General features: G+C 38.4%; 1 pseudogene. It reads left to right on the top strand.

From position 1 onward, the window contains the following. Window positions 1-266 (top strand): annotated as a pseudogene (locus ACFIKY_RS09235) (hypothetical protein); the annotation flags it as partial. Window positions 267-268 lie beyond the last annotated feature (2 nt).

Below are 268 nucleotides of genomic sequence, written 5' to 3' on the forward strand. Positions count from 1 at the left end.
CGGCGCATGATACATTAGCAACAGAAAGTGCAAACTTGCTTGTCAAGCGCTGTGATTATTTACCTAATGTTTTTACTGCACGGGATGTTTATAAACGTGATTGGAAATGTTTAACAGACAATCAAACCGTTAAGCAAGCTTTAGAGCTTTTATGCCGTTGCAATTATATTCGTGAAATCTCTGGAGACAATAACTCCCAAGGCGGTCGACCTACCATACGCTATGAATGGCATCCTTTAGTGAAAAGTCATAAAACATTTCAATGAAT

The organism is Bartonella sp. CR127HXZ (assembly GCF_042194555.1).
In the GTDB taxonomy this organism is placed as follows: Bacteria; Pseudomonadota; Alphaproteobacteria; order Rhizobiales; family Rhizobiaceae; genus Bartonella; species Bartonella grahamii.